21 protein-coding genes are annotated in these 21,757 nt (G+C 39.3%); 12 read left to right on the plus strand and 9 right to left on the minus strand.

Going from position 1 to position 21,757, the window contains the following annotated elements; all coding sequences use genetic code 11:
• The first annotated feature begins 113 nt into the window (after positions 1–113).
• Positions 114–2,801 carry a TonB-dependent receptor gene (locus MR041_RS10695; protein ID WP_242093744.1) on the plus strand — a complete coding sequence of 896 codons (2,688 nt, stop codon included), beginning with the start codon at positions 114–116 and terminating at the stop codon, positions 2,799–2,801.
• A gap of 90 nt (positions 2,802–2,891) precedes the next feature.
• Here MR041_RS10695 and MR041_RS10700 read toward each other — a convergent pair whose 3' ends face one another.
• Positions 2,892–3,293, minus strand: a complete 402-nt coding sequence (locus MR041_RS10700) for an ACT domain-containing protein (protein WP_242093746.1) — start codon at positions 3,291–3,293, stop codon at positions 2,892–2,894.
• A 63-nt stretch (positions 3,294–3,356) separates the two neighbouring features.
• Here MR041_RS10700 and MR041_RS10705 point away from each other — a divergent pair, with 63 nt between their 5' ends.
• Together MR041_RS10705 and MR041_RS10710 are read left to right on the plus strand one after the other, a co-directional pair.
• On the plus strand, positions 3,357–4,832 hold the full coding sequence (locus MR041_RS10705) for a carboxypeptidase-like regulatory domain-containing protein (RefSeq protein WP_242093748.1): 1,476 nt from the start codon (positions 3,357–3,359) through the stop codon (positions 4,830–4,832).
• Positions 4,833–5,126: 294 nt separating this feature from the next.
• Positions 5,127–7,085 carry a T9SS type A sorting domain-containing protein gene (locus MR041_RS10710; protein ID WP_242093750.1) on the plus strand — a complete coding sequence of 653 codons (1,959 nt, stop codon included), beginning with the start codon at positions 5,127–5,129 and terminating at the stop codon, positions 7,083–7,085.
• A 289-nt stretch (positions 7,086–7,374) separates the two neighbouring features.
• Here the strand turns inward: MR041_RS10710 and MR041_RS10715 are convergent, their stop codons facing one another.
• The gene (locus MR041_RS10715; protein ID WP_242093752.1) at positions 7,375–8,367 is read right to left on the minus strand and encodes a sterol desaturase family protein; all 993 of its coding nucleotides are present in this window, start codon (positions 8,365–8,367) and stop codon (positions 7,375–7,377) included.
• 102 nt (positions 8,368–8,469) lie between these two features.
• Positions 8,470–8,823: a 4Fe-4S dicluster domain-containing protein gene (locus tag MR041_RS10720; RefSeq protein ID WP_242093754.1), complete on the minus strand. Its 354-nt coding sequence runs from the start codon at positions 8,821–8,823 to the stop codon at positions 8,470–8,472.
• A 68-nt stretch (positions 8,824–8,891) separates the two neighbouring features.
• Here MR041_RS10720 and MR041_RS10725 point away from each other — a divergent pair, with 68 nt between their 5' ends.
• From MR041_RS10725 to MR041_RS10755, 7 genes are all read left to right on the plus strand, one after another.
• Positions 8,892–9,950 carry an acyl-CoA reductase gene (locus MR041_RS10725; protein WP_242093756.1) on the plus strand — a complete coding sequence of 353 codons (1,059 nt, stop codon included), beginning with the start codon at positions 8,892–8,894 and terminating at the stop codon, positions 9,948–9,950.
• 175 nt (positions 9,951–10,125) lie between these two features.
• Positions 10,126–11,190: a 3-phosphoserine/phosphohydroxythreonine transaminase gene (gene serC, locus MR041_RS10730; protein ID WP_242093758.1), complete on the plus strand. Its 1,065-nt coding sequence runs from the start codon at positions 10,126–10,128 to the stop codon at positions 11,188–11,190.
• Between the two features lie 118 nt (positions 11,191–11,308).
• Positions 11,309–12,259: a D-2-hydroxyacid dehydrogenase gene (locus tag MR041_RS10735; RefSeq protein ID WP_242093761.1), complete on the plus strand. Its 951-nt coding sequence runs from the start codon at positions 11,309–11,311 to the stop codon at positions 12,257–12,259.
• A gap of 229 nt (positions 12,260–12,488) precedes the next feature.
• The gene (locus MR041_RS10740) at positions 12,489–12,932 is read left to right on the plus strand and encodes a DUF6146 family protein (protein ID WP_242093763.1); all 444 of its coding nucleotides are present in this window, start codon (positions 12,489–12,491) and stop codon (positions 12,930–12,932) included.
• A 38-nt stretch (positions 12,933–12,970) separates the two neighbouring features.
• Positions 12,971–13,468 (plus strand): DUF6787 family protein, encoded by a 498-nt coding sequence (locus MR041_RS10745; protein WP_242093765.1) that lies wholly within the window; start codon positions 12,971–12,973, stop codon positions 13,466–13,468.
• Positions 13,465–13,803, plus strand: a complete 339-nt coding sequence (locus MR041_RS10750; protein ID WP_242093768.1) for a hypothetical protein — start codon at positions 13,465–13,467, stop codon at positions 13,801–13,803. The genes MR041_RS10745 and MR041_RS10750 overlap by 4 nt, the downstream gene beginning before the upstream one ends.
• Positions 13,804–13,854: 51 nt before the next feature.
• Positions 13,855–16,092 carry a TonB-dependent receptor gene (locus MR041_RS10755; protein WP_242093770.1) on the plus strand — a complete coding sequence of 746 codons (2,238 nt, stop codon included), beginning with the start codon at positions 13,855–13,857 and terminating at the stop codon, positions 16,090–16,092.
• A gap of 288 nt (positions 16,093–16,380) precedes the next feature.
• On the opposite strand, the gene MR041_RS10760 is transcribed toward MR041_RS10755, so the two are convergent.
• Positions 16,381–16,647 carry a hypothetical protein gene (locus tag MR041_RS10760; RefSeq protein WP_242093771.1) on the minus strand — a complete coding sequence of 89 codons (267 nt, stop codon included), beginning with the start codon at positions 16,645–16,647 and terminating at the stop codon, positions 16,381–16,383.
• Positions 16,648–16,666: 19 nt separating this feature from the next.
• Entirely contained in the window at positions 16,667–17,254 is a 588-nt protein-coding gene (gene folE / locus MR041_RS10765) for a GTP cyclohydrolase I FolE (protein ID WP_242093774.1), read from the minus strand.
• 161 nt (positions 17,255–17,415) lie between these two features.
• Between folE and MR041_RS10770 the strand changes: the two genes are divergently transcribed.
• Both MR041_RS10770 and MR041_RS10775 read left to right on the plus strand, forming a co-directional pair.
• Complete coding sequence (locus MR041_RS10770) at positions 17,416–18,075, plus strand: ABC transporter ATP-binding protein (RefSeq protein ID WP_242093776.1); 660 nt, start codon at positions 17,416–17,418, stop codon at positions 18,073–18,075.
• A gap of 8 nt (positions 18,076–18,083) precedes the next feature.
• Entirely contained in the window at positions 18,084–18,848 is a 765-nt protein-coding gene (locus MR041_RS10775; protein WP_242093778.1) for a TIGR02757 family protein, read from the plus strand.
• 104 nt (positions 18,849–18,952) lie between these two features.
• Here the strand turns inward: MR041_RS10775 and arsB are convergent, their stop codons facing one another.
• From arsB to MR041_RS10795, 4 genes are all read right to left on the minus strand, one after another.
• Positions 18,953–19,990 (minus strand): ACR3 family arsenite efflux transporter, encoded by a 1,038-nt coding sequence (gene arsB / locus MR041_RS10780; RefSeq protein WP_242093780.1) that lies wholly within the window; start codon positions 19,988–19,990, stop codon positions 18,953–18,955.
• Entirely contained in the window at positions 19,987–20,625 is a 639-nt protein-coding gene (locus tag MR041_RS10785; protein WP_242093782.1) for an arsenate-mycothiol transferase ArsC, read from the minus strand. The genes arsB and MR041_RS10785 overlap by 4 nt, the downstream gene beginning before the upstream one ends.
• Positions 20,626–20,679: 54 nt before the next feature.
• Positions 20,680–21,012 carry an ArsR/SmtB family transcription factor gene (locus tag MR041_RS10790; protein ID WP_242093784.1) on the minus strand — a complete coding sequence of 111 codons (333 nt, stop codon included), beginning with the start codon at positions 21,010–21,012 and terminating at the stop codon, positions 20,680–20,682.
• Between the two features lie 229 nt (positions 21,013–21,241).
• The gene (locus MR041_RS10795; protein WP_242093786.1) at positions 21,242–21,682 is read right to left on the minus strand and encodes a heavy-metal-associated domain-containing protein; all 441 of its coding nucleotides are present in this window, start codon (positions 21,680–21,682) and stop codon (positions 21,242–21,244) included.
• Positions 21,683–21,757: the final 75 nt, after the last annotated feature.

Below are 21,757 nucleotides of genomic sequence, written 5' to 3' on the forward strand. Positions count from 1 at the left end.
ATAATATATAAATGATTTACAGAACATTTTAAAAACAGAAAAAAAGATACGCTGTTTAGTCTCAAACAAAAGTTTAAACTATATTAGTGTAACTAACTCAAAAATATGTACTTATGAAACACTGCTATTTTTATTTGCTTCTACTGAGCACCTTTTGGTTAACGGCTCAGCAAAACGTTACCGGAGTTGTAATTGATGCCAACGGAACACCGCTCCCTGGGGTTAATATTACCGAAGATGGAACATCGAAGGGAGCAACCACAGATTTTGATGGTAATTATTCCATTACTGTGGGAGAGAATGCCACATTGATCTTTAGCTATGTGGGTTATAATACGGTAAGAATTGCCGTAGGTGATCAATCTATTTTAAATATTACCTTAGAAGAAGGTGTCAGCTTAGACGAAGTTATTTTAGTAGGTTCGCGCAGTCCTCGAAGAACAGCGACGGATACCCCGGTTCCTGTAGATGTGCTGGATGTTTCTGGAATAGCTTCAACTACAGGAAAAGTTGAGGTGAATGATATTCTGCAATATGCAGCACCGTCCTTTAATGCTACAAGACAGTCCGGATCAGATGGAGCAGACCATATTGTTCCTGCCTCACTGCGTGGTTTAGGACCTGACCAAACCTTAGTATTAATCAATGGAAAACGCAGACACCAGTCATCATTGGTCAATATTTTTGGAACTCGCGGTCGGGGTAATTCAGGGACCGACTTAAATGCCATACCTGCCTTCGCTATAAAGCGTATTGAAGTATTGAGAGATGGTGCCTCTGCCCAATACGGATCTGATGCTATAGCCGGTGTTATAAATATTGTCTTAAAGGATAATACTGATGGGTTCTCAGGAGGAATAACTTATGGTGCCTACAGTACGGCTATTGGTGATGGTTGGGAGGAAGCCACTGGAGAGACCCTCTACAACGTCGAAGGTAAGAATCGGCTGGATGGAAAGGACAAAAGTTTTGATGGGGCTACAGTTAAAATAGATGCCAATTATGGAGTGCCTCTCAATGATCTAGGCGGATATATTAATTTCACAACCGAATTTCTATCGAAGGACCGAACATTAAGACCGGGGTTTGTATGGCGAAAAGGATATGGCAGTGCTGGGGTAGATGGATTTAATTTTATGGTGAACGGTTCCTTACCGGTAAACGACAAGACTGAAGTATATGCGTTTGGAGGCAGAAACTATAGAGATACTGATGCCTTTGCTTTTTCCAGAGACAGTTTTGATGATGGTGATAATCGTTCGGTACCCAGCCTATACCCAAATGGATTTACGCCCAGAATTACATCAAATATTACCGATGTCTCCGTTTCTGTGGGGGTAAGACATCAATTGGATAATGGATGGAATGTGGACTTCAATAATACGTTTGGAAAAAATAATTTTCATTATTATATCAAAGGCAGCAATAATGCCTCCATGCAAGATGCCTCTCCAACAGATTTTGATGCTGGTGGACATTATTTGTCGCAAAATACCACCGGTCTGGATTTTAACAAGTACATCGACGACGTGGCGTCTGGTTTGAGCTTAGCATTCGGTTTTGAATATAGAACTGAAAATTTTGGCATCTTCGCCGGTGAGGCACCTTCCTACGGTTTATATGATACCAATGGAGTGATTATTACCAATCCTGCAGATCAGACTGTGGCCTTCGATTCCAATGGCGATGATTTACCTGGAGGTTCACAAGGATTTCCCGGGTATAGCCCAGCCAATGAAGTGGACAGAAGTCGAACTAATTATGGAATCTATTTTGATACTGAGCTTAATGCCAGTGAAACTTTTATGATAGGTGCCGCTGTACGATTTGAAGACTACAGCGATTTTGGGAATACCTTTAACGTTAAGTTGGCCAGCAGACTTAAACTTGGTGATGATTTTGCATTAAGAGGATCCATTTCAACCGGATTTAGAGCGCCTTCTTTGGCTCAACTTTATTACAACCTCATATTCAATAATATTGTAGCGGGAGAATCGGTGCCTTCTCTGTTGTCCGCCAATAACAGCACGGTTACCAAAGCTTTTGGTATTGGACAGTTAAATGAGGAAAAGGCGGTTAATGCCAGCATAGGTTTTACGTTTAAAACAGGAAACTTTACAGCCACCGTGGATGCTTATTCCATAACTGTCGACGATCGTATTATTCTAACTGATAATTTTACTGATCAAAACGTTCTTGGACCTTTAAATGTCGATGCCGCCCAGTTTTTTGCCAATGGTGTCGACACGAGAACCAGCGGAGTGGATATTGTTTTGGGATATGAAACGGGTATCGGAACTGAAGGCAACCTGAAATTAGGCTTGATTGGAAATATCAATGATTTGAAAATAAAAGACATTAAAAATGGTAACTTAAATGAATTTACCTTCTTTGGTCCATTCTCACAAGCCTACTTGGAAGCTGCCGCACCCGATTATAAATTTGGATTAAACTTGGGCTATACTAATAATAAATTCGATGCCTCGGTATCCCTGACTCAATTTAGTGAGGTCACGTTGCAGGATTTCCAGTGGGTAGATTCACCGGCAACAACCCAGGCCGAGGCCAATGCACTTTATGATGTAGCGACAGATATATATAAGGCCGCAATGGTTGTAGATGTGAGTCTTGGATATCAAATTTTTGATAATGTCAAATTAAGTATTGGAGCCAATAACTTATTTAACAAATATCCGACGCCTCAATTTGATGGTTGGACTGATCAGGGTGGTCTCGCTGATTCCGTGCAAATGGGGTCTGACGGTACCTATGTCTTTGGTCGCCTAAATTTTAACTTTTAAAATTTTATAAAACAAAGCAAGGATTTATAAGAGGTAATGTTCATCGCATTGCTCCTTGCTTTGTTTTTCTATCTTGAATGACCATAAGATTCATTCATAAGTGTCTGACAGGTGTTTAAGGACTTTCAAGGCCTTTTCAGCATCTTCCTTTGGTATAAAAATATGGTCATGGTAATACCCGGAAATGACGTTGCAACTCAAATGATGTTCCGCTAAAGCTGAAGAAAATACAGCTGTTAACCCCACGGCTTCTAATGACGAATGAACATGTAATGTGATCCATGACATAACGTAATTGTATGAAAGTCCTAACTGGTCTGCGATGTCTTTCAGCAAAACAATTGTTCTTCCTTCCATTTCCTTAAATTCGAATAGGGTTTTGGATCGTTCGATAGTTTGTGAATCGTCAGCAACAACAAATACATACTCTCCATCATTTAATCTGGGATTCATGAATTTCACCAAAGTCCTTAAATCTTTTTCGCCACTCATAACTATTTTTTAAACTATGTAACAATATAGTATATAATTCGTCATCCTAACAAACCATAGTTAATGAGAAACTTTATTCTGGGTATTCTTACATTAAGCCTTTCAGTATCATTAAACGCACAAAGTATCACTGCCAAACTTATCGACAAAGAAAATGGTAGCCCCATAGCCTATGCTACCATAAAAACCGGGATGCATACCGGTGTTATTTCCAATGAAGAAGGTGTTTTTACCCTGAATACCAATAACAGGGAGACCACCACGATTACCATTTCATGCATGGGGTATCAAACCATTCAACTCGATACAGAGGCCATAAAATCCAATAATGGTATCATCTACCTAGAAGCTGCCGTGAATCAACTTGAAACCGTGTATTTAAGTAATAAAAGACCATCTGTGGATTCGATCATGGCTCGCGTACGACGTCTAGTGCCTACGAATTATAATATTGATCTGAACAACTATAAGCTCTTTTATCGCAGGACCGAACATGTCGATTTCGAGCATCTGGACTTTGAAATTGAAAAAGCCTCGCACGTATCTTCGAAAAACCTGGATCTTGCCAACAAGGAATTTACCCAACTTTCAAATGACATTATTAGTAGTAATATTGTTCATTTTACGGATCTTACTGGACATCTTCACACCTTAAATAGAGACACGAGTAAATTAGAGGTTGGAAAAGTGACCAAATTATTGGATCACAAGTCGGATTTTTCATTAGAAACAGTCGAAGAGAAGGCAAAGTCCCTTGTTTTAAAATATCTGGATACGACAAAGACCTATAAAGTAAAAACAGGCATTTTTAAGGTAGAAGATTCCATGTCAATTAAAGAAGAAGAGCTGAAAAGTGATAAGCCCACCACCTACCAGGTTAACGATTTAAAATATAGCACCTTTGGTCTGGTAAAAAAAGCCACCTTTACGCAGAGTTCATTTTTAAATACACTTATCGATCCCAAGCGCTATGAATATACCTTGGAGGATATTAATTATAACAATGATGAACTTGTTTATATCATCCGTTTTAAACCGCGACGCGCTAAATCCAAGCTCACCGGTACGATGGTTGTTAATCAGAGTGATTTTGCAATTACACGAGTGGATTACACGTATTACAAATCGCGTCACGGCTCCAAGTTTAACTTGCGTTTAATATTGGGGGTAAAATATGTTGAAAACCTGAGTGAAGGGACGTATATTTTTGAAAAGCAGGAGGATAACACCTATCAACCGAAATATATTAAGCGTATTAAAGGGAGTTATTTTTACGTGAATCGTGATTTTAAATTGATCGAAAACAGTGCTCAAAAAAACAAAATAGGATTTAGTTTTAAAATAGAAGGTGACAATCGTAGCAAAGAAGAATTTCTCCTTACGGGCTTCAACAATGAGGATCTGGAAAGTTTCAAAACAATAGACCAAAAAAAGGAAGTCCCGTTTCTTCAATTAAATGCCTTCGATAAATCAGCTTGGGAAAATGAAGCCATCATCGAACCATTGGAAGAAATGAAACGTTTTGGACGTGAAGAATAAGATAAACGCTATCTCTTGTGGCAATCAATTCATTATGGCCCACACCCATCCAATTACGGCCAATCACTTGTAATACCTTACTCTAGCCAGTCTTGTGGGACAGCCCAAAGAAGCGACATGGTTACTCATTATTTTTATTTGAAATAACAAATGTGATGGTCAAGATATTCTATTCATAAAACATTAGTACATCACTATAATATGGACATTGACTGATAAAAATCATAGTTTTTATCATAAAAAATAATAACATTCATGATTTGAACAGCGACTAACCTCTTAATTTTCAATTTCATGAAACGCTTTGACCGAAAACTTGTTGTACTTATTGTACTTATTTTTGCATTGATGGGTTGGATGAGTAGAACGGAAATGTCTTATTATGTTTCAACGACCATAGCCGATTTCTTTCTCCCGGGGTCTCAACCCACTGAATCAGGAACATTTGCTACACCGGACCAATGTGCTAATTGTCATGGTGGTTATGATAGCGCTGTAGAACCTGCATTCACCTATAACGGCAGTATGATGTCACACAGTATGCGGGATCCGCTCTTTGAAGCCACTTTAACCATTGCCAATCAGGACGCTATATTTTCCGGCGACCTCTGTTTGCGATGTCATACACCAAGAGGATGGCTCGAAGGTCGCAGTGAACCCACTGATGGTTCGGCTTTGACCAGCGCAGATCGCGAAGGTGTACAATGTCATTTTTGTCATAAACTGGTCGACCCCTTGAGCACGGCGCCTGAGGACCTGGCATATATGAATACACTCCCTGCGGCAAATATACCGACACAATACGGCAATGGTATGTATGTGGTTGATTCTGATGATAATACAAGACGCGGTCCCTACGATGATGCCAATGCCAATCATCCCACACTCTACTCACCATTTCACTCCTCCTCCGAATTATGTGGTACCTGTCATGATGTAAGTAATCCGGCGTTTAGTAAAGCGCCCGATGGTACCTACCAGCCAAATAGCATTGGCACAGCGGCACCATCGTTTAATTCCTATGAGATGTTTCCTGTTGAACGCACCTACAGCGAATGGAAAATGAGTGCTTACAACACGCCTGAGGGGATACCCTCCTCTGTATTTGGTGGCAACAAGGGAAGTGTATCGACCTGCACCGATTGTCATATGAAGGATGTTACCGGTAAAGGATGTAACAAAAGCTTTGCATCTGTGCGAGACGACTTGCCCATGCACGATATAACCGGAGGCAATACCTTTGTGCCCCTGCTCATTAAAGACCAATTTGGGAATGCGGTTGATCCCGATGCCATTGATGCGGGAATCCTGAGAGCAAAATACATGTTACAAAATGCTGCTACTCTCAACCTATATGCGGCAAGATCTTCGGACGGTTATGATCTAGATGTTGAGGTGATCAACGAAACAGGACATAAATTGCCATCGGGTTATCCGGAAGGGCGTCGCATGTGGTTAAATGTAGAAGCCTATGATAGTAATGAAAATCTCGTTTATGAATCCGGTGCATATGATGAAAACACGGGTGTGCTAACCAAAGATGGGACAAAAATATATGAAGCTAAATTAGGTATGAGTGAGGACGTTGCGGCTTTGGCCAATGCCAATAGTCCCGGAACCTATACCGCGGGCGAATCCTTTCATTTTGCCCTGAACAATGTTATTGTAAAAGATAATCGCATTCCGCCGAGAGGATTTACCAATGCCAATTTTCAAGCCATTCAAGCTGCTCCGGTAGGGTATTCCTATGCCGATGGAGCCTATTCGGATCTCACCTCTTATACGATTCCTGAAAACACTTATAAAATTGAAGTCAAATTATTATATCAGACCACCTCTAAGGAATATATAGAATTTCTAAGAGATAAGAACATAACGGATGCAAAAGGACAAATCCTTTATGATCTCTGGTTAGCTCACGGCAAATCAGCACCGGAGGTCATGCAGGTGGCCGAATTTTATACCTCTACACTGGGAACGGATCAGTTAGAGAATTTGGCTGAGGCCATAAATATGTATCCCAATCCTGCTGAGGATGTGCTGAATATCGCTTTTAATTTCACATCCCAAGAACCGGTTTCATTAGATGTCTATGCCTTGAATGGCATAAAAATTCAGTCCATTCTAAATGGAGAGGATATTATGCCGAATACTATAGTTCAGTTTAAAACCAAGGGTTTATCCGGTGGCATATACATTATGAAGGTTAAGGTGAATACTAAGGTTATTTCTAAGTTATTCGTTGTAAAATAAGGGATTGGGTGGTCCCTGGTGTTTAGTCAATAGTCTTTAGACCGTAGTCGGGAGTGCTTCTGTTTGGGGATTTAACACATTACATCATTTAACACAGAACTGCAGTTGTATGATGCAATTGAGTGGTGCTAACTATTAGCGCATCATAATCCTTTCCAGCGTGTGTGATGTAGCTTCGCTGAACCTAAAGGTTTCTCCCCCTCCCAAATCCTCGGGATCGGGGTCGAAATGACTGTAAACCATAAATTAGACCATAGTGATTATATTCAGAGTTAAATACCATGCCCTGTTACTTCACGTCTAAGGATTTTAAATAGTTCGTTCGGGCTATTTTAGCCGTTTTGTGATCCCCCTCATGATGCCATCCCGGGGGCATGACCATGTACAAAAGCTTATTTTTCAATCCTGGTGCCTTGTAAACATCTTTTGCCAGTGCGATGATTTCCCCGAAATAGACGTCCAGAAAACTCCCGGAATCCATATGACGCGTAATTCCGTATTCAACAGCAACCTGGTCGTCCTCCTCCTGATAGGTTCCAAAAACTCGATCCCAGATATTGAGAAGATTACAGAAATTGGTGTCCATGTATAGCGGGTTTCGGGCATGATGCACCCTGTGATGCGATGGGGTTAAGATCCATTTGTTCAATACACCAAATTTCCCATTCTTAATTAGGTTTTCTCCAACATGGATAAAAGCACCGTAAGTACCATCTATGAACATGATCAAAAAAAGCATTTCCGGCTGTACACCGAGTAAAATGCAAACTGTGGTTCGAATCACGTCAGCATAGGGAGCCTCCAGAAAAAAGTGTGCGTAGGTCACAGAAAGGTTCATGTTTTCAGGGGCATGGTGCGTAGAATGCAAACACCATAAAAGACGTACCTTGTGACCCCAGTAATGGTACAAAAAATGTCCGAATTCCCAAATAATATAACCATAGAGGAACCAGTACCATGTGAAACTGGTCTCAATAACAGCATAGCTTTGAAACAGGCCAATACAATACGTCACCATTGCAATAGCAATAAAACGACCTACAAACCGATTAAAAACATAAATTAAAAAATTAACCTTATAGACCTTGGTCTGAGGCTTCTTGTAAATAAGTCCTAAAAGCAATTCGAGCAGGACGAGCAAAGGTATGATGGGATAAATTAAGGCTGTAACGCCTTCATAGGTCCTGAAGGCGTCAAAATTCCCAGCGTTCAATAGGTCCAAAGCTTGTCCGATACCAAGAAATCCTATGATTTCCTTCCAAAGAATTTCAAAAATTTCCATTTCTATTAGGTTTAACTTCCTTCGTGAAATGTATGTTATTTTAGGAACAAAAAAAAATCCCTTGATTTCACAAGGGATTCCTACTGGTATTTTATTCGGTATCTATCCATCAGGATGCATGAATCGTTGTTTCGCCAGGAGTTCATCTTCGGTTTCAACATGATCTTCATCCGGAACGCAACAATCTACGGGGCAAACTGCTGCACACTGCGGTTCATCATGAAAACCTTTACATTCCGTACACTTGTCAGGAACGATATAATAGAATTCATCACTTATCGGTTCCTGAGGTTCATCGGCTTCGACTTCTCTGCCATTGGTAAGCACCACTGTTCCATTTAAACTTGTTCCATCCTTGTAGCGCCAATCATCAGCGCCCTCATAAATAGCTGTATTGGGACATTCCGGTTCACATGCACCACAGTTAATGCATTCGTCTGTTATAATAATTGCCATAGCATTTTTTTCTTTCTAAATTTGCAAGTGCTAAAATAAAACCAAAACCATTTATAACCAAATTAAGCATGGAATTACAAAATAGAATTAATGCTTTTGTAAAATTAGGTACGTTTTTAGAACAATTTACTAATAAAGTTCCAGGCAGAAATGAAAATGTGGAATACAATGATGTGTTCTTTGATGGTTTTAAAAAGCAGCTGAAATTGGCTGAAGAGCACAATGGATGGTTTACTTCAGATACCCTTCGCTTTGCCCTAAATGCATGGGTAGAGGCCTTAAATTTGGAGCATCTGACAGCCTGGTTGCAACCCTATCATATAACTGCTGATCCCCAGAAGGAAGTCGCTGTCATTATGGCTGGAAATATCCCATTAGTGGGGTTCCATGATTTCTTGTCGGTACTGATTACAGGGCATAAGGTCTTGGTAAAACAGTCTTCGAATGACAAGCACCTACTGCCTTATTTAACGCGATATCTGGAGCATGTCGAACCACAATTCAAAGGGCTAATACGCTTTACGGATGAGAAGGTCCAGCATTTCGATGCCGTCATCGCCACTGGCAGTAACAATACTTCACGCTATTTCAAATATTATTTCAGGGACAAACCTGCGATTATTAGAAATAATAGAAATTCTGTAGCAGTACTTGATGGAAATGAATCTCTGGAGGATTTAAAAGCCTTATCGGAAGATGTCTTCAGGTATTTTGGATTGGGGTGCAGGAATGTATCCAAACTATTTGTGCCTCGAAATTATAAATTCGACCTGTTTTTTGAGGCCATTTACCATTGGCACCCCATTATTGAAAAGGTGAAATATACGAATAACTACGATTACAACAAAGCCGTCTATTTAATGAGCGAGTTTGATTTTTTAGAAAATGGATTCTTTATGATTAAGGAAGATGCCGGATACAGTTCCCCTATTGCTACTCTTTTTTACGAATTTTACGATGATCCCGACGAACTCAGAGAAAAATTAGACCGTGATAAAGAACAAATACAATGTGTTGTGTCGAGAGGATTTATGGAAAATGAAATTTCATATGGCCAAACTCAGCACCCTAAACTTTGGGATTATGCGGATAGTGTTGATTCTATTAAATTTTTATTATCAATTTAACCAAAAAATTATTGAATTCTTAGCGAAAATTACTCAATAAATTAGGAAATTTGTTCCTTAAATTTTTAAGATTACCATCGACCCCAAAAAGGTTTAAAATAATTTTCAGATGACACTGAAATTCCTGTTTAAACCGTGACGATGACATCAGAAAGCAAAACATAAAATGCATCACATGAAAAAACATAATTTTAGTGCAGGACCATGTGTTTTACCACAAGAGGTATTGCAAAAGGCCTCCCAGGCGGTATTGGATTTAGACCATAGCGGACTCTCATTAATTGAAATATCGCACCGTAGTAAAGCCTTTGTTGATATCATGGAAAAGGCAAGGGCCCTGGCCTTGGAGTTGCTTGGTTTAGAAGGTAAAGGTTATAAAGCTTTATTTTTGCAAGGAGGTGCAAGCACCCAGTTTTTAATGGTGGCACTAAATCTTCTAGAAAAAAGAGCCGGTTACCTTAATACGGGAACATGGGCCAATAAAGCGATCAACGAGGCAAAAATTTACGATGATATTTATGAAGTGGCTTCTTCTAAGGAGGCCAACTACAATTACATTCCAAAAGGATATGATATTCCTGAGGAATACGATTATTTCCACTGCACTTCCAACAATACGATATTCGGAACTCAAATAAAAGCATTTCCGGACTCCCCTATCCCAATGGTTTGCGATATGAGTAGTGATATATTTTCGCGCACTCTGGATTTTTCGAAATTCGGGATCATCTATGCCGGAGCACAGAAAAATATGGGGCCTGCAGGAACCACCTTGGTTGTCGTAAAAGAGGATATTTTAGGTAAAGTATCGCGTAAAATTCCATCGATGATGGATTATAAAAAGCATATTGGGAGTGGCAGCATGTTTAATACGCCCCCTGTTTTTGCGGTGTATACCTCCATGCTCACCTTAGAATGGCTTAAAAATTTAGGAGGGATTGCGGCCATTGAGGAAGAAAACGAAAAGAAAGCAAGACTCATATATTCTGAAATTGATCTTAATCCATTGTTTAAAGGCTTTGCCGTCAAAGAAGATCGTTCTATTATGAACGCTACGTTTACATTGGAAAACGAAAACTTGAAGGAAACATTCGAAACCATGTTGAAAGAGGCCGGCATCAACGGATTAAATGGTCACAGAAGTGTTGGTGGCTATCGTGCCTCCATGTACAATGCCCTATCACTTGATAGTGTAAAGGTATTGGTAGAAGTCATGAGTGAATTGGAAAGTAAAGCCTGATCCGGTATGGCGGAATTCATGATGAATTGTGGTCATAAAACCAAAAAATAAATTAGTATTAATTACATACATCTTAAATCCTAACAGACCTCATAATAACAGGTAAGGAAACATAACAATGAAAGTATTAGCTAACGACGGAATTTCAAAAAGTGGTATTGATGCCTTGGAACAGGCAGGATATGAAGTGATAACTACAACCGTAGCGCAGGAACAGTTGATCAAATATATAAACGAAAACGACATCACCGTTTTATTGGTGCGCAGCGCGACAACCGTACGAAAAGATCTTATTGATGCCTGTCCGGGTTTGAAGATCATTGGACGTGGCGGTGTTGGAATGGACAATATTGATGTCGCTTATGCCAGAGAAAAAGGACTTCATGTTATCAATACACCTGCTGCCTCCTCGCATTCTGTTGCCGAACTGGTGTTTGGACATTTTTATGGATTAGCTCGGTTTTTACATCATTCCAATAGAGAGATGCCTCTTGAAGGGGATTCCAATTTTAAAGGTCTTAAAAAGGCCTATGCAAGAGGAATTGAACTAAAGGGTAAGACCCTGGGTGTTTTGGGCTTTGGTCGTATTGGCCAGGCTACGGCTAAGGTAGCTTTGGGCGCCGGCATGAAAGTGGTGGCCTTTGATCCGTTTTTAGATAAAGCCCGTTTGGAATTGGAATTTTTTGACGGCCAGAAAGTCGCTTTTGATATTGAAACCATATCGAAAGAAGATGTTTTAAAACAGGCAGATTTTATCACCTTACATGTGCCGGCTCAAAAAGAGTATGTCATTGATGAAGCTGAATTTAAATTGATGAAGGATGGCGTTATATTGGCCAATGCTGCTCGAGGTGGCGTAGTTAATGAAGTGGCGCTGGTTAAAGCAATTGAATCCGGAAAAGTGGCCGGTGCGGCTTTAGATGTTTTTGAAAAAGAACCTAAACCGGAAGTTCAGTTATTGATGAATGCCTCCTTATCCTTAACACCGCATACCGGTGCAGCGACAAATGAAGCCCAGGATAGAATAGGAACTGAATTGGCTTCACAAATTGTAAACCTATTGGGTTAACATCCATATAAAACTAAATTAAAACCTGTTTAATAGTCCCGGCGCTCGACCGGGACTTTTTTTGTTAAATCTTATTTAAAAACAAAGCGGTACGGAATGATTTTCGTATTTTTAAAATAAAAAAGCAAATACGTTTTGAGACTTCATAAAAATTACTGTTGTTCCTCTACTGTTTTGGATGCGCAGAATAGTGGCCTCACTGACTTATTTGATTAAAAAAAAATTGATTATGAAAAATATAATTTTAGCAGTCGTTGCGATAGGCTTTTTAATCGGTTGTCATTCAAAGAAACCGGTGGTATCTCAAAACAATTTAACGGAAGAACAACTGGCGGCTGCCCAAAATGATACCGTATCCATATCGAACGATGAACTTGAGTATGAAATCATTATCATCGAACCGGGGTTTAACATTTGGTTAATGACCAATGCCAGGCCGGAAGGATACTATTCACAGAGCTTTTTGGAAAACCGAAATTATCAATATGTCGTAGAATGGAACCAAAGGGTAATGCAATCCAGAGGCTTCGATCCGAACCTTTACCAATTGCCAATTGATTATAACCCTCAGATCGATTATGGTTATGAGGTGAATTATAAATTGTATAATTACTTTATCTATTTTCAATTGACCTACAATCAGAGATTGGGTCCATTTACCCCCAGAATTTAAATTACTTTTCTTATTTTAGCCGCCACATCATAGGGACTGTGGAGAAATTGAAAAAACGATGGGAAATCCAGAATAACTGGCAATTTATCGTTCTGTTGTCTGGGATTATTGGCTTGGGTTACAGCGCATACAAGTTGGCATTTCTTCTTTTTGAGAAACAATCGATGATCATTGTGCTGTCGGCAAGTGTTATTTTCTTTTTTGTGCTTTTAAAACTCATTTTAAAAATATTTGACCGGCTTCAAAAAAAATGGAAGGTGAAGTACCGATGGGAGCTCATAACCATTTTCTTTGTTTTTGCCATTACCGGTTCGTCATCGGTTTTTATAGGCAAACCTATCATTAAATTCGCAGGGATTACACAGGACAATTTACCGCCCACATTGTATTGGTTCCTATACATCCTCATTGGCTTTGTATTCTATCAGTTATTACTGGTTGCCATTGGCTGGATTTTTGGCCAGTATCAATTTTTTTGGGACTTTGAGAAGAAAATGCTTTCAAGAATGGGTTTAAAACGACTTTTTAGCAAGTGAGTGATTTAAAACGACATATTGCTTTTCGGCTGACGACCATAGGTGTGGTTATTCTATTGTTCCTGCCTCACGTCGTGAAGATGGTTCATATTTCCGACCATCATGCCCATAACCATTGCACTGGAGAGACCTCGACTCACATTCATAAGGTTGATCTGGATTGTGATTTCTTAAAATTTCAAATACAAAAGAATGTCACCTTTGAAACAGGTGTATTCGATCTGTTTTCCGAACTGGAACCGCAGGTAAAAGTAATTTTACAATATGGCTTTTTAAGCGATTATCAACAACTGCAATTTTCGCTTCGCGGTCCGCCCCAGATTAATTTAGTTTAAACTGAAAATGGGAGTGTCTCCCATAACATTTACTAAATTAATTTAATTCTAATGAAAAAACTTACATGTATTATATGTTGTCTTTACGGGCTGTTAACGCATGCTCAAAATGAAATAAAAGGACAAATTATCGACGCCAGCACGAATCAATCGATTGAAGGCGCCAACGTTTACCTTCCGGAATTGGAAAAGGGCACCACAACGGACGCAGAGGGCATGTTTTACATTAAAAACATACCCAATGGTCCTCAAAATTTCATCATCTCTTTTATAGGCTACGGAACCCGTTCGGTCTATTATGTCTTTCCGGGCAATGACTTTTTTAAAATTGAATTAAACCCTACAGTCATTGAAATGGAAGATATCATCATTTCAACCCCCTTTCATAAACTTCAAAGTGAAAATGTGATGAAAGTAGACAAGGAAAGCGTGATGGAGTTAAAAAAGCAGGGATCCATAACACTGTCTGAGGGGATTTCAAATCTCACCGGGGTTAATACCATTTCAACAGGTTTAGGTATAGGCAAACCCGTGATAAGGGGATTGAGTAGTAACCGGGTATTGGTTTACACTCAAGGCGTTCGACTTGAAAACCAACAATATGGCGGTGAACACGGTCTTGGGCTGAGCAGTAATGGTGTCGAAAGCATTGAAGTCATCAAAGGCCCCGCTTCCCTACTCTACGGTAGTGATGCACTTGGAGGTGTACTTTATATTAATCCGGAAAAATTCGCAGCCAGCAACGCAACAGAAGCTGATGTCTCTACCGCATATTTTAGTAACACGCGTGGTTATAATTCCAATCTCGGGATAAAACAATCCGGAGAGCATTATAAATTTATATTTCGGGCCGGTGTTACCGAGCATTCGGATTACCAAACTAAAAATTACCGTGTAACCAATTCAAGATTCAGGGAAGTGGATCTTAAAGGAGGCATAGGGTATCAAAACAGACATTTTAAAACAGATTTAAGATACAATGTAAACCTGTCGAAGTTGGGCCTTCCTGAAACGATCGGTGAGCAGTCCACTCAAAGGCGCCCCCTGTTACCTTATCAGGAGGTTGGTAACCACGTGCTAAGTTCAAAATCTACTATTTTCTTTAATTCCTCTAAGTTGGATTTTAATGTTGGTTTGATTTACAATGATCGGAAGGAGTTTGAGGAGCATCATCATGAAGACGAAGACCATGAGGATGAAGAACATGAAGAACACGAAGGCGAAGATGATGATTTAGAAACGCTTGAACCTGCCTTACACATGAAATTGAAAACCTTGAATTATGATGTAAAATACCATCTTCCGGAACGTGGTAAATTTGAAACGATTGTTGGGGTTCAAGGCATGACCCAGTCCAATACAAATTATGGTGAGGAAACATTAATTCCGGATGCTACAACCAATGATATTGGCGTTTTGGCCACCTCACACATCCATTTCGAGCAGGCTGATTTACAGCTGGGCGTGCGCTACGATCATAGAAGAATCAATGTGTTTTCAGGACTTCAGAAGCACTTTAACAGTTTTAATGCAGCAATTGGTTTAAAAACCAATCTCTTTAAAACCCTGACAACACGAGTTAATCTCGCCTCCGGATTTAGGGCACCTAACCTGGCGGAATTGGCTTCTGATGGTTCTCACGAAGGCACCAACAGATACGAAATTGGAAATGCAGACCTGAGCAATGAAAATAACCTTCAGTTCGATCTGTCACTGGAATATAAGAGTGATCACCTCGAGTTTTTTGTGAACGGGTTTTATAATGCCGTTTCGAATTATATCTTTTTATCACCTAATGGCGATTTCATTGATGAAGACCCAGTATTTGTGTACCTTCAGGATGACGCCAGATTGTATGGTGGAGAAATAGGCTTTCATATACACCCGCATCCCCTGGATTGGCTGCATTTCGAAAGCAGTTTTGAAACGGTTACCGGCAAACGAAGTCAGAATAATTATTTACCATTAATACCTGCCAATGCCCTCACCAATGTGTTACATGCCGAATTTGAAAATAAATGGTTAACTAATGGCTATGCCTTCATTAAGAACAATCTTGTATTTAGTCAGAACAATACAAGTCAGTTTGAAACACCCACCGCCTCCTATCAATTATGGAGTACCGGCGCCGGAGGGACCATAGAAGTCTTTAACAATCCTTTGGACCTCGTGATCTCCATGACCAATATTTTCGATAAGGCCTACATTAGTCATCTATCGCGATTAAAACCGGATGGCATTTTTGATATTGGAAGAAATTTCAGTATTGAACTTACCTACAGGCTTTAAGGCAGGTTATAAATTGCTATGAGGGATGAATAAAAAAACAGATCGCGCGGTAGGTACATTAAGGAAGTCATTATAAAGTAACCATGCCCTGCCTATCCCCTTACGATTTTGTAACCAGGAATGGTGAAAATTGTCCTGTGAATTTTGAAAATTCACAGGACAATTTCAAAAATTCACAGGACAATTTTGAACTCCCCTGCTTATAAAACTAGTCCTGAAAAACGATAAACAATAAAAGCTATAAGCAGTAAAAGAAAAACCTTCCCTGGAAAGGATTACAGAAATAAATTAAGCTTCACTTTTAGAGAAGACATAAGTGTATATCCACATTAAGGTAAAGGTCGGAATCACATCCAGCCCGGGCAGTATTTCCTCAATAAACGAAATGACACCTGCTATTTTACCGGGTTTACCTTTGTAAAGTCTGGTCATGATCCACCCGGAAAGTGGTGCCCATATAATATCCGTAAATTCGCCTATGCCCGGTATTGCAAAAGATACGTATCCTATGGCGTCACATAAAATACTTATTGCCAATATTTTATATTTGTTCATATCAGGTGAAAGCAAGCCCTTATTTTCCAATAAGTTTTAAGAATTCATTCCGCGTTTCAATTTTCTCAAACTGACCTCGAAATCCCGAAGTTGTGGTAATTGAGTTTTGCTTCTGTACACCGCGCATCATCATGCACATATGAGAGGCTTCAATGACCACAGCCACACCTTGTGGTTTTAAGGTATTGTTTATACAGTCCAAAATTTGTTCATTGAGTCGTTCCTGAACCTGCAAGCGTCTGGCAAAGATATCGACCACCCTGGGAAGTTTGCTCAGCCCGACAATGTGACCGTCAGGGATGTATGCAATATGTACTTTTCCAAAGAAGGGTAGTATATGATGCTCGCATAAAGAATACAATTCGATATCCTTAACGATGACCATTTCATTATAGGACTCCTTAAACATGGCACTCGTAAGCACTTCAACAGGATCCTGGTGATAGCCCTGTGTTAAAAACTGCATGGCTTTGGCAGCACGTTCAGGTGTTTTTAAAAGACCATCCCGTAAGCTGTCTTCACCCAAATCTTCAATGATGTTCTTGTAACGCTCCTTAACATCGTCGGTTACCTGCATATTGTATTCTTCAAAACTTCTGTATGGCATATCTATATATTTAGCAATGGTAAGATATACAATTTTAAGCTTTTAAATGCGTATTTACAGGCCAAAAAAAATCTGTAATTCCCCTTTTATGCAATCTTGTCTGATCTGAATTGTACATACCAGGTTAAAGTGTTAAATTCACCATCTATTTTTACTTGGATATGATCATTGCAAAAAACATCCATAAATACTATGGTAATTTACATGTATTAAAAGGGGTTAACATTCAGATCGAAAAAGGGGAAATTGTATCTATTGTCGGTGCCTCGGGCGCAGGTAAAACCACCCTATTACAAATATTAGGTACCTTGGATGTGGCCTCATCAAAGGAAGACTATACCCTAGAAATTAATGCGACCGATATCAGGTCGCTTGGCGATAAAAGTATGGCCAGGTTCAGGAACGAACATATCGGTTTTATTTTTCAATTTCACCAACTATTACCTGAATTCACAGCTCTTGAAAACGTTTGCATCCCGGCGTTTATAAAGGGAGCCAAAAAAACGGATGCCGAGAAGCGAGCCCAGGAGATACTAGATTTTTTGGGACTTAAAGAGCGTTATCATCATAAACCCAATGCACTCTCCGGGGGTGAACAGCAACGTGTGGCTGTAGCCCGGGCATTAATCAATAGCCCGGATCTTATTTTTGCCGATGAGCCTTCCGGTAATTTGGATAGTGAATCGGCAGAAAACCTGCATCAGTTATTCTTTAAACTAAGAGAAGAATTTGGTCAAACCTTTGTTATTGTTACCCATAATGAAGAATTGGCCAATATGGCAGATAGAAAGTTGGTTATGGTCGATGGTAATTTTGTTTAATAGTGAACATGACCACTACCGAATTACAGGAATTTTTAGATGCCAAGGTAGCCCAATACAATCATCCCAGGTTCATTGAAACCGATCCCATTCAGATCCCACATTCATTTAGTAAAAAGGAGGACATTGAAATAGCGGGTTTTTTAACGGCAACCATTGCCTGGGGTAACAGGAAAAGTATCATCAACAATGCAGGGGGTTTAATGGCCTTACTTGATCATGCACCTCATGATTTCGTTCTAAACCATTCCAAACAGGATTTAAAAAGCCTGACACACTTCGTACACAGGACATTTAATGGGGAAGATTGCAAGCAGTTCGTGCGATCCCTGCAACACATCTATAAATTTCACGGTGGTCTGGAATCCGTGTTCGCCAAGCACGCTGAAAAGACGTCACTCCAAGGCGCCATTTCTCGTTTCAAATCACTTTTTTTTGAAATTGAGCATTTACCCAGAAGCAAAAAGCACATCAGTGATCCATTGAAAAATTCTGCCGCTAAGCGCCTAAACATGATGCTCAGATGGTTCGTGAGAAAGGATAATTCTGGAGTAGATTTTGGCATCTGGAAAAGCTTGTCCCCTTCCCAGTTATCTTGTCCTTTGGATGTACATTCAGGAAATGTGGCACGCAAATTAGGATTATTAAATCGTAAACAAAATGATGCAAAAGCTCTTGAAGAACTGGATAATAATCTTAGAAATCTGGACCCTTCGGACCCTGTAAAATATGACTTTGCATTATTTGGATTGGGTGTGTTTGAAGGATTCTAACAGCTATTCACCCTTAATTAGATGCGCAATTATTAATGTGTAGAGATAATAAATCAGCGAATAGAATAGAATGATTAATACGGCAAAGGTCGACTCTAATAGGTTCACATATTATATTTCTTCTTTAACCAAAAGGAAACCTTGACTAACATAATCAGGGCAGGCACTTCCACCAAAGGCCCTATAACACCCGCAAAGGCCTGTCCTGAATTCAGACCAAAAACAGCTATGGCCACTGCAATAGCCAGTTCAAAATTATTACCTGCTGCTGTAAAAGCTACTGACGCAGTTTTATCATATTCACCACCCATGCCCTTGGTGAAAAAGAAACCGATGATAAACATTACAGTGAAGTAAACCAACAATGGAATGGCAATAATCAAAACATCCATCGGAATTCGGACAATCAGTTCCCCTTTAAGTGAGAACATCACCACAATGGTAAATAGCAATGCAATCAATGTAAGTGGTGAAATTGTTGGAATGAATGTTTTGGTGTACCATTCTTCACCTTTTAGTTTTACCAAACCCCATCTGCTTAAAATACCCATTAGAAATGGAATGCCGAGATAGATGGCGACACTTTCAGCAATAGTGGCAATTGAAATATCTACTATGGCGCCTTCGAAGCCCAATAAAGGTGGTAATTTCGTAATGAACAACCAGGCATAAAAGCTGTAAGCAAAAACCTGAAAGATGCTATTTAAAGCTACAAGTCCAGCTCCGTATTCAGCACTTCCTTCTGCCAAGTCGTTCCAAACCAATACCATTGCAATACATCTTGCCAATCCTATCAGGATTAATCCGACCATATATTCAGGATAGTCTTTTAAAAATATAATCGCCAATACAAACATAAGTACAGGACCAACAACCCAGTTTAGTAGTAATGAAATGGAAAGGATCTTAACATTTTTGAATACCTTGGGCAATAAGGCATAATTCACTTTTGCCAGCGGTGGGTACATCATTATGATCAAACCGATGGCTATAGGGATGTTTGTTGAACCTTTACTAAATGCATTTATGACATTTGGAATGGATGGGAATAAATACCCTAATCCTACACCAATGGCCATTGCGAGGAATATCCAAAGCGTAAGATTTTTATCTAGGAAACTTAATTTTTTAATTGCTGTCATTTTTTTGATTCGATTTGCGAAAAAACATAATAGAGTTCTGTCGCAATTTGAATACTGCGCTCCAAATATTTTTGAGCCTGTTGAGGGGTATTGTCAAAAGCCTTTGGGTCCTCAAATGTAACGGGAACGCGTTGTTCCGCACCTGGCACAAAAGGACATGCTTCGTTGGCGGAATCGCAGGTCATGATTGCGGCAAATTCTGATTTTGGGTTAAACTCATGGTCCATCTTTTTTGAAAATCCAATGATTGGGTGTTCATTTTCTGCAAATTTTATGGCATAAACAGGATTGTTCGTCTCTGAAAGCTTTTGTATCGCATACCCTTGATTACCCAGAGTTTCTGCTACCATTGGAAAAAGTGCTGTAGCCTCTGTGCCACCGGAATAACAGAATACAGTATTTATTTTAAAATAATAGGCCAAAGTTTGCGCCCATACTTGAGAAAAATGACTTCTTCTTGAATTATGGGTGCAAATGAAATTGATTCTTATGGCTTGGTTTTGATTTACCTTATTTTGAATAAAATCAATGAGCGGCTGTAAGATCATTTTACGATCTTCTCCAATGCCTTGAACTCTTATATTTTCAATGGTCTCCTTTATTTTAGGGAATAGGTCGGTTTTGGTAGGTATCATTTTAGTTTTTCTATCATTTTAAAGCAATAAAGAAATTAATCATTGTAAATTTTGTTAGCAACATTCATCTTTTGTCTGTATATCTTGATTCAGAAATTCGTGCATCAATTGTTTCATCCGCTCCCAGTTTTCCTTGTCTATGCAGTAGCATACACTCGTCCCCTCAACATTACCTTTTATCAATCCAAGATTTCTTAGTTCCTTTAAATGCTGAGATACTGTCGGTTGTGCCAGGCCTATCTCATTCACCAAATTACCACAGTAACAGCTTTCCATTTTAAATAAATGTTGCAAGATGGCCACCCGAGCCGGGTGTCCTAAAGCCTTTGCGAATAGAGAAATATCGTTTTGATAGGCAGAAAATATTTCTGATTTGGTTAAACCCATATTAAATATTTTTTAATTGTAATATTACGATTAAATAAAAATAAAACAAAAAAAATAAGGTCTGTTATTCGATTAATTTTTGCTAGTTAAAAAACCCTGTTTACCACTAAACTTTTGTATCACTTTGAATTGGTGTTCTGATCGTGTTATCATATAAAAAAAAACTCACTTCCGAAAAAGTGAGTTACCTGGTCCTGAATTTCAAACTTAAGCGGATAAAACTGTCATTTTAGTGAGCATCGTGGTCATGAGCATCACTTTGAGTTTCCCCGGATTGATTCATTGCCATGGCATGGTCATACTGACAACATTCCGGTAGGTCACTGTAAGCCTTGCTATCGGCATCAACTTTTTCAGTATCGTATCCTGAAGCGGCAATCGCATTATGAATGGCCATCTCATTGGTTTTTGAGCCATCAAATGACACGTCAATTTTCTTTTTGTTGACATCCCAGGAAGCCTTAACCACACCATCAACACCATTTGCCGCCTTTTCTATGGTCTTTTTGCACATACTGCAATTACCCCTTACACCAAAGGACAGGTCTGTAACTGCCAATTCCTTCGACACCGCTTCAGAGCTGTTATCAACTTCCTTTTTGACTTCATTTTTGCAAGCCATTAATCCCAGTGCTCCAATAAGAGCGATACTAAAAATTATGTTCTTCATTGTTAAAAATTTAATTAAAGTTTATAGTATTTATTCTATTACTTGTCTTAATTCTCCACCTTTTTGCGTGATATC

Source organism: Aestuariivivens sediminicola, assembly GCF_022662015.1.
In the GTDB taxonomy this organism is placed as follows: Bacteria; Bacteroidota; Bacteroidia; order Flavobacteriales; family Flavobacteriaceae; genus Aestuariivivens; species Aestuariivivens sediminicola.